Source organism: Streptomyces dysideae, assembly GCF_001514305.1.
Lineage (GTDB): Bacteria > Actinomycetota > Actinomycetes > Streptomycetales > Streptomycetaceae > Streptomyces > Streptomyces dysideae.
In genome coordinates this window covers 23,758-30,622 of the sequence record NZ_KQ949121.1, presented here as the reverse complement: position 1 = coordinate 30,622, position 6,865 = coordinate 23,758, and the positions used below count along the sequence as shown (strand labels likewise).

Genomic DNA, 6,865 nt, shown 5'->3' with positions numbered 1-6,865 from the left:
CCACCTCACGACCACCGCCGGTGGCCCCTGCTGAAGAAACGAGTACCACTTGATGACCGCCGCCCGATCCGGCCCGGCCTTCTCCCTCCACGACATCCCGTTCAGCACGCACGGATCCTGGTTCGGCATCTCGCCCGTGCTCGCGGAGAAGTCACGTGCCGAGGACCTCCACCTCGTCTCGCACCAGAACGGCATGCACGCCGTCCTGCGCTTCACGCCCCTCCACGCGGCGACGGGCGGGCGCGCGGGGACCCGCGTCGAGGCGACTCCGGGCCTGCTGAGCTGGACCGGTGAGCAAGGGCGCGTCGCTCTCGCCTACGCCTCACCGGACACCGTCCGCCTGCGCGGCGAAGGACTGGGCCTGCGCATCACCGCGGCGGCGGACGCCCTGACCCCCTTCACGGGCACCTACTTCTACCGCGACCCGGTGGAGGGGGCGTACGTGTTCACCTCGTACGAGACCGGGCGCCGCTACCGCATCACCGTGCTGTCCGGCACGGTCGCCGAGATATCCGGCAGTCAGGCCCTCGGTAGCGGTGAACGAGGCGTCACCCTCACCGCGGCCCCCGGCGGAGGCTGGGAGGCGGCCGTCGAGGAGCTGGACAGCGCACGCCTGCCCTACACGTCCTCGGAGACCTTCGACGCCGTCGTGGCGACCGCGGAGCATGCCTTCGCCGCCTTCGCCGACGCGGTGGCCCCCTGGCGCTCGCCCGCGACCCCGGCCGCCGAACTCGCCGCGTACGTCCTGTGGTCGGCAACCGTCCGCCCGGCGTCCCTGGTCACCCGGCCTGCCGTGCTGATGTCCAAGCACTGGATGGACAAGGTCTGGAGCTGGGACCACTGCTTCAACGCCCTCGCCCTCGCCCCCGGTGCCCCCGCCCTGGCCTGGGACCAGTTCTCCCTGCCCTTCGACCACCAGGACGAGACCGGGGCCCTGCCCGACTCGGTGACCCACTCCGAGGTCCTCTACAACTTCGTCAAACCGCCCATTCACGGCTGGGCCCTGTCCCACCTGCGCAGACGGCTCCCCGAACCCCTCAGCCGGACCGAACTCGCCGAGATCTACCGCAGATTGGCACGGTGGACGGACTTCTGGCTCACCGCCCGCCGCGCCCCGGGCGCCGCCCTGCCCCACTACCAGCACGGCAACGACAGCGGCTGGGACAACGCCACCACCTTCGACCCCGAGCGCGTGGTCGTCACCGCCGACCTGGCCGCCTTCCTCGTCCTCCAGCTCCGCGAACTCGCCGGCCTGGCCACCGAACTGAGCCTTCCCGACGAGGCCCGCCGCTGGACCCGAACCGCCGAGGCGACCCAGGCCGCGATGCTCGACGAGCTGTGGACAGGAGAGCGGTTCGTCGCCCGCGGCGTGGACAGCTCGCAGACCTGGGAGAGCTCCAGCCTGCTGGACCTGATGCCGATGGCACTGGGCGAGCACCTGCCCGAACACATCGGCAAAGCCCTGGCCGCCCGGATCGAGACCCACCTGACCCCGTACGGCCTGGCCACCGAACTGCCCACCTCTCCCCACTACCTCTCCGACGGCTACTGGCGCGGCCCCATCTGGGCCCCCGCCACCGTCCTCATCGAGGACGGCCTGCGCCGCGCCGGCCACCACCGCCTCGCCGACGAGATCAGCGCCCGCTTCCGCGCCCTGTGCGAAACCCACGGCTTCGCCGAGAACTTCGACGCCCTCACCGGCACGGGCCTGCGCGACCGCGCCTACACCTGGACCGCCAGCAGCTACCTCCTGCTGGCCGAGGCACACGCACACCGAGACAGCCGCTGACCGCCGTCTCCCCACAGCCCCGGGGACGTTCCCACCCCGGTCATCCTCCCCGCTCACGTAGGAGCCGCAGCATGAAATCTCGCTGGACACTTCCCAGCCCCGCAACCCGCACCGGACGCCGAGCGACCTCGTCCGTGGCCGTCCTCCTGACCGCCCTGGCCGCGACCCTGGTGCCCGCCGGCCCGTCGCAGGCCGCGGACACCAGCGTCACCGTCGACTTCGCCAACGCCGCAGGCGCCCCCAGCTACCGTGCCTCGGGCATCATCTACGGGATGACCGCCGACGGGTCGCTGCCGCCGGACCACTTCTTCAAAGACATCAAGTGGCAATTCATGCGGGCCGGCGGCGCGCAGCTCAACGGTGGCGGCTACGCCACCAGCCTCGCCGACTACCAGACCCGCTGGAGGGCCACCCTCGCCCAGTACCAGCGCACCAAGGCGCTGGGCGGGACGTTCGTCATCCTGCCGCACGACCTGTGGGGCGCCGACGGCACCACCAGCCAGCCCTTCCCCGGCGACAACGGCAACTGGACGCAGTTCGACAACTTCGTCAACCAGCTCATCTCCGACGTCAAGGCCAACAACATGACGGTGGAGTGGGACCTGTGGAACGAGCCGGACCTGAGCGGCTTCTGGGACCGGTCCCAGAGCCAGTACCTGCAGATGTGGTCGCGGTTCCACGCCGCCGTGCGGGCCAACCTCCCCGGGCAGCTCATCGTCGGCCCCAGCTCGGCGAACCCGCCCAACTCCTCCAACACCTGGTGGACGACCTACCTGAACCACGTCAAGGCCAACAACGTCGCCCCCGACATCTACAGCTGGCACGCCATCCCACACGACCCCGTCACGGCCGTCAGCAACGCCAACTCGACCCTCGCCGCCGCGGGCCTGACCAACACCCGCCCGTACCAGATCAACGAGTACGCCGGACGCGAACAGCAGCACCCCGGTGGCGGCGGCTGGTTCATCAGCCGCCTGGAGCGGGCCGGCGCCGACGGCATGCGCGCCAACTGGGGATGGGGCTCCAACCTGCACGACAACGCGGCCAACCTGCTCACCAAGAACAGCTCCGGCCAGTACCTGCCGCTCGGCGAGTGGTTCCTGTACCGGTACTACGGCTCCCAGACCGGCAACATCGTGAACCTCACGCCCGGTACGAACACCGACGGGCTGGCGACCAAGGACAACACCGCGCGCAACGCGAAGATCCTGCTGGGCAACAACGGCAACACCGGCAACGTCACCGTCAACCTCAACCGTCTCGACACCACCTCCGTGGTGGAGAACAGCCGGGTCCGCGCGATCGTCCAGCGCGTACCGAACAACAGCGGGGGCGCCGTGACGGGTCCGGTGACGGTCTCCGACCAGACCCTGACCGTCAGCAACAACTCCGCCTCGGTGAGCGTGCCGTGGACGGACGCCGCGGACGGCTACACCGTCACGCTGCTGCCACCGTCGAACACGACCGTCTCCACGGTCGCGGTGGTACAGCACAGCGGCCAGTGCCTGGACGACACCAACCTCTCCACCGCCGACGGCACGCAGTACCAGCAGTACCACTGCGAGGGCGGTTACCAGCAGATGCTCGACTTCAAGCCGGTCGCCGGCCGGGCGAACACCTACACCATCGTGAACGAGCACAGCGGTAAGTGCCTGGACGTCTCGGGCGCCTCCACGGCCGACGGTGCCGCCGTCATCCAGTGGACCTGCAGCGGCAGCACGAACCAGATGTTCACCCTCAACCCCGTCACCGCACTCGGCAACAGCAAGGACTACCAGCTGGCCGCGGTGCACAGCGGCAAGTGCGTGGACGTCAGCGGGATCTCGACCGACCCCGGCGCGAAGATCCACCAGTGGACCTGTGACTCGGCGACCGACATGGCCTGGAAGAAGAACCAGATCTGGCGCCTCCAGGGCATGCGCTGACCCGCGCCCCTTCCCCATGGGGGCTCCCCGGCCACAGCCGGGAAGCCCCCATGGGCTGCCGTCTCCCTGTTCCCGGACGGCCACCGCCTGAGCTTCGCAGGCCTCCTGCCGGCGAAGCTCCCTGTGAACAGCAATCCGGGCGGGTGCCCCTTCCGGTGCCCGCCCCCTCCGTCGCTCCCGGGAGAGCCTGCCTCGGGCCTGGCAGCACCTCCCGCTGCGGAAGTCGGTGATCCGGGCGGCAGCCGCCACCGAACTGGCTCTGGTGCTCGGCCGCGGCGAGGAAGTGCCGCAGGTGGGACTGGAGATCGCGACCACCCTCACCGTCCGGGAGAGCACGGCTCCGCCGAAGGAGGAGTGAGTGCCTGCGACCCGTGTCGTCGGTCGCGGCGGTCGAGGTACCGCTGGCCAGTCCGAGCACAACGGCGAGCACCAGGAACAAGGAGGCCAGGCAGCCGGGGCCGCGGCTCCCCTCCTCGGCCGCAGCCACCTCTCCGGCCACCTGCCGGAACTGGGGCCCGAGGCCCGCGCCCTGGTCGACGAGGCGGTCGCCGTGCACAAGGCCCGCTTTGAACCGAACGTCGGTCCGGCAGTGTTACCTGAGAGGTGTAGCGTCCGGAGGCCCGTGGCGGCACCGTCCTGGCTTGTCAGGCGACAGGACCACCGTCCGGTGTCGGCCCGCGACCTCAGCCCGTTGCGGAGGCCCGACCATGTGTCCTGCCGCTCAGGCTCCGCCAGGGAGAAGCAGAGGTGGTAACGGGAGTCACGGATGCCTGCGAACGGGACGAGAACGACGGACACCCGGTCGCGTGCCCGCGTGGTTCAGGACGAACGCCAGTCGGTTCGGAGCGAGTTGGTGCCCGCCGGCCATGGCGAAGACCTCGACCAGGTTGTTGTCGGTCGCTCTCGGCCGCGAGGACGGTGGGCCCGAAGCCGGAACGACACCCATGGCGAGCCGCCCGGGAGCAGCTCGGACGGGACCTGCGTCTCGAACTGCCCGGAGACGTCCCGCTCAACACCGCCTTCACCGTCGAGGTCCGCCCGGCCGGTGGCGCCTGGCAGAGACTCGACGCCTGCCTGGTCAGGCGCGCCCAGATCGACTCTGCGCACAGCCGTAGGATGCTTGTCCTCGCTGTCCTGCCATGTATGAGCCGACCACAGCGGGTGCCGTCCCCGGCGGTGCCCGGCACCGATGTCCTCCCGGGATCTGAGCCCGGAGAGGGCTCAGATCCCGGGAGCGGGGGTCATCCGGCGGTCAGAGTGGTCCACTTCTGGTTGGAGTCGCCGTTGCAGTCCCACGACACGAGCCGAGTGCCGTCGGTCGTGGAGGAGCCCGGAACATCGAGGCAGCGGCCGGAGGCGGGGTTGCGGTAGCCGCCGCCGTAGGGCTGCCAGACCTGGTTGAAGCCGCCGTGGCAGGTCCACATCTGCACCGTGGTGCCGTTGGCGGTGTTGCCGCCGGCGGCGTCGAGGCAGCCGGCCTGGCCCGGCCGGGGCCGGTGCAGCGGCTGCTGCGCTACGCCCGCTGGGACGCCGACGCCGTCCGTGACGACATGAGCGGGCATCGAGTACGTGGTCTTCGCCGTGAACGTGGTGCTGCTGTTCGCGTGGGTCCTGCTCGCTGCCCGCGCTGCCGGTCGCACATGGGGCTCCGCCTTGAAGATCGGCACAGTGGACGCGTTGCTCGGGCTTGCGGTCGTGGTGGCCAACGCCGTCATCAAATAGGGCAGTTGGCCGTCCGGGCCCGCCGGCCGGGCGGCGCTGTTCCGCCGGTCGGCGGGGGTGGTCCCGGCCGGTCGGCGGGGGTGTTACCGAAGCCTGTCGGATGGTCCGCCTCCTGACGTCCACGCGAGATTCTCCGTATGAAACAGACACAGCCGCCGCAGGAGACACCGGCTCCGCAGGAGCACTCGCCCCCAGGGCCAAGAACCTCGTCCGAGTCCGCCGTGCAGGTCTCGGGCGGCCCCTCGATGGGACGCCTGGTCGGGGTGGATCTGGCCCGCGCGCTGGCGGTGTTCGGCATGTACATCGTGCACATCGCCCCGATGGAGTCAGCCACGGACAGCGTCGGCAGCTGGGTGTACTTCCTGGCCGAGGGGCGCTCGTCGGCCCTGTTCGCCACCCTCGCCGGGTTCTCGCTGATGCTGATCGCCGGCCGCCGTGAGCCGAAGACCGGCCTGGCGGGCCGGCAGGCGAAGGCCCGGATCGCGATCCGCGCCGTGATCCTGCTGGTGCTGGGCACCGTGCTGGCGATGGAGTACGGGGACATCGTCATCCTCGCCTTCTACGGCGTCTACTTCCTCCTCGCCCTGCTCCTGGTGCGACTGAGCGCCAGGACGCTGGCGATCATTGCGGCGGGGCTCGCGCTCGTCACGCCGCAGTTGGCGTTCGTCCTGAAGATGTGGCTGAGTGACTCCGTCCAGCAGAGCATCAATGCCTACGACCCGCTGGAACGGCTCAGCGACGTGGGGGTACTCGATCTGCTGCTCACGGGCCTCTACCCGACCATCACGTGGATGTCGTTCGTGGTCACCGGCATGGCGCTGGCCCGCCTCGACCTGTCCGCCCCGGCCGTCCAGCGGCGCCTGGCCGCGCTCGGTGCCGGCCTCACGGCAGGCGCTTACGGCCTGGCCGTGCTGCTGGCGGGCAAGAGCGCGGTGTTGAGCTTCGGGGGAGGCGGAGGGCCGTCCAGCGGCTCCGGGGCGGGCTCCATGGGCAGCGGGTCCGGGCCGGGTTCCATGGGCAGCGGGTCCGGCGGGCCCGAGCTGTCGGCCTCCGACCTGCTGGGTGCCGTGTCGCACACCGGCACCACCTTCGACATCATCGGCTGCCTGGGTGTCGCGACCCTCGTGATCGTGGGCGCGACGGTGGCGATGGACCGCCTGCCGCGCCTGCGCCGCCTGGCGAAACCGGTCATCGCCGTGGGCACCATGTCCCTGACGGCCTACGTCGGCCACTTCCTCGCACAGTCCGCGTGGCCCGCTTCCGGCGCTGGCACCACGAAGTCCTGGGTGCCCGTGCTCACGTACATCCTGGGGGCGATCGTGTTCGCCGCGATCTGGTCCCGCTTCCTCCGCCGCGGCCCCCTGGAGTACCTGCTCACCGCCGCCACCAAGCCGACGAAGTACATCCGATGACAGTGGCTCGCCTCCAC

The 6,865-nt window shown here is 70.4% G+C and carries 5 protein-coding genes and 1 pseudogene; 5 read left to right on the top strand and 1 reads right to left on the bottom strand.

Features of this window, described 5'->3' with window-relative positions; all coding sequences use genetic code 11:
* The first annotated feature begins 52 nt into the window (after nt 1–52).
* The 3 genes from AQJ91_RS42870 to AQJ91_RS57610 all read left to right on the top strand — a co-directional run bounded on the left by AQJ91_RS42870 (nt 53) and on the right by AQJ91_RS57610 (nt 4,072).
* Nucleotides 53–1,789: an amylo-alpha-1,6-glucosidase gene (locus AQJ91_RS42870; protein ID WP_067033816.1), complete on the top strand. Its 1,737-nt coding sequence runs from the start codon at nt 53–55 to the stop codon at nt 1,787–1,789.
* 71 nt (nt 1,790–1,860) lie between these two features.
* A complete protein-coding gene (locus AQJ91_RS42865; protein ID WP_234383385.1) occupies nt 1,861–3,714 on the top strand; it encodes an RICIN domain-containing protein in 1,854 nt (617 codons plus the stop codon).
* Between the two features lie 226 nt (nt 3,715–3,940).
* The gene (locus AQJ91_RS57610) at nt 3,941–4,072 is read left to right on the top strand and encodes a hypothetical protein (protein ID WP_267891308.1); all 132 of its coding nucleotides are present in this window, start codon (nt 3,941–3,943) and stop codon (nt 4,070–4,072) included.
* A gap of 883 nt (nt 4,073–4,955) precedes the next feature.
* Here the strand turns inward: AQJ91_RS57610 and AQJ91_RS42860 are convergent.
* A pseudogene (locus AQJ91_RS42860) lies at nt 4,956–5,186 on the bottom strand (RICIN domain-containing protein); the annotation flags it as partial.
* 97 nt (nt 5,187–5,283) lie between these two features.
* Between AQJ91_RS42860 and AQJ91_RS54155 the strand changes: the two are divergent.
* Nucleotides 5,284–5,436 carry a hypothetical protein gene (locus AQJ91_RS54155; RefSeq protein WP_234383384.1) on the top strand — a complete coding sequence of 51 codons (153 nt, stop codon included), beginning with the start codon at nt 5,284–5,286 and terminating at the stop codon, nt 5,434–5,436.
* A 137-nt stretch (nt 5,437–5,573) separates the two neighbouring features.
* Nucleotides 5,574–6,848 (top strand): DUF418 domain-containing protein, encoded by a 1,275-nt coding sequence (locus AQJ91_RS42855; protein WP_199848170.1) that lies wholly within the window; start codon nt 5,574–5,576, stop codon nt 6,846–6,848.
* Nucleotides 6,849–6,865: the final 17 nt, after the last annotated feature.

What these genes read in the sequence shown, in the direction of transcription:
- AQJ91_RS42870 (WP_067033816.1), top strand. Translation starts at nt 53, where the DNA reads ATGACCGCCGCCCGATCCGGCCCGGCCTTCTCCCTCCACGACATCCCG.
- AQJ91_RS42855 (WP_199848170.1), top strand. Translation starts at nt 5,574, where the DNA reads ATGAAACAGACACAGCCGCCGCAGGAGACACCGGCTCCGCAGGAGCAC.
- AQJ91_RS42865 (WP_234383385.1), top strand. Translation starts at nt 1,861, where the DNA reads ATGAAATCTCGCTGGACACTTCCCAGCCCCGCAACCCGCACCGGACGC.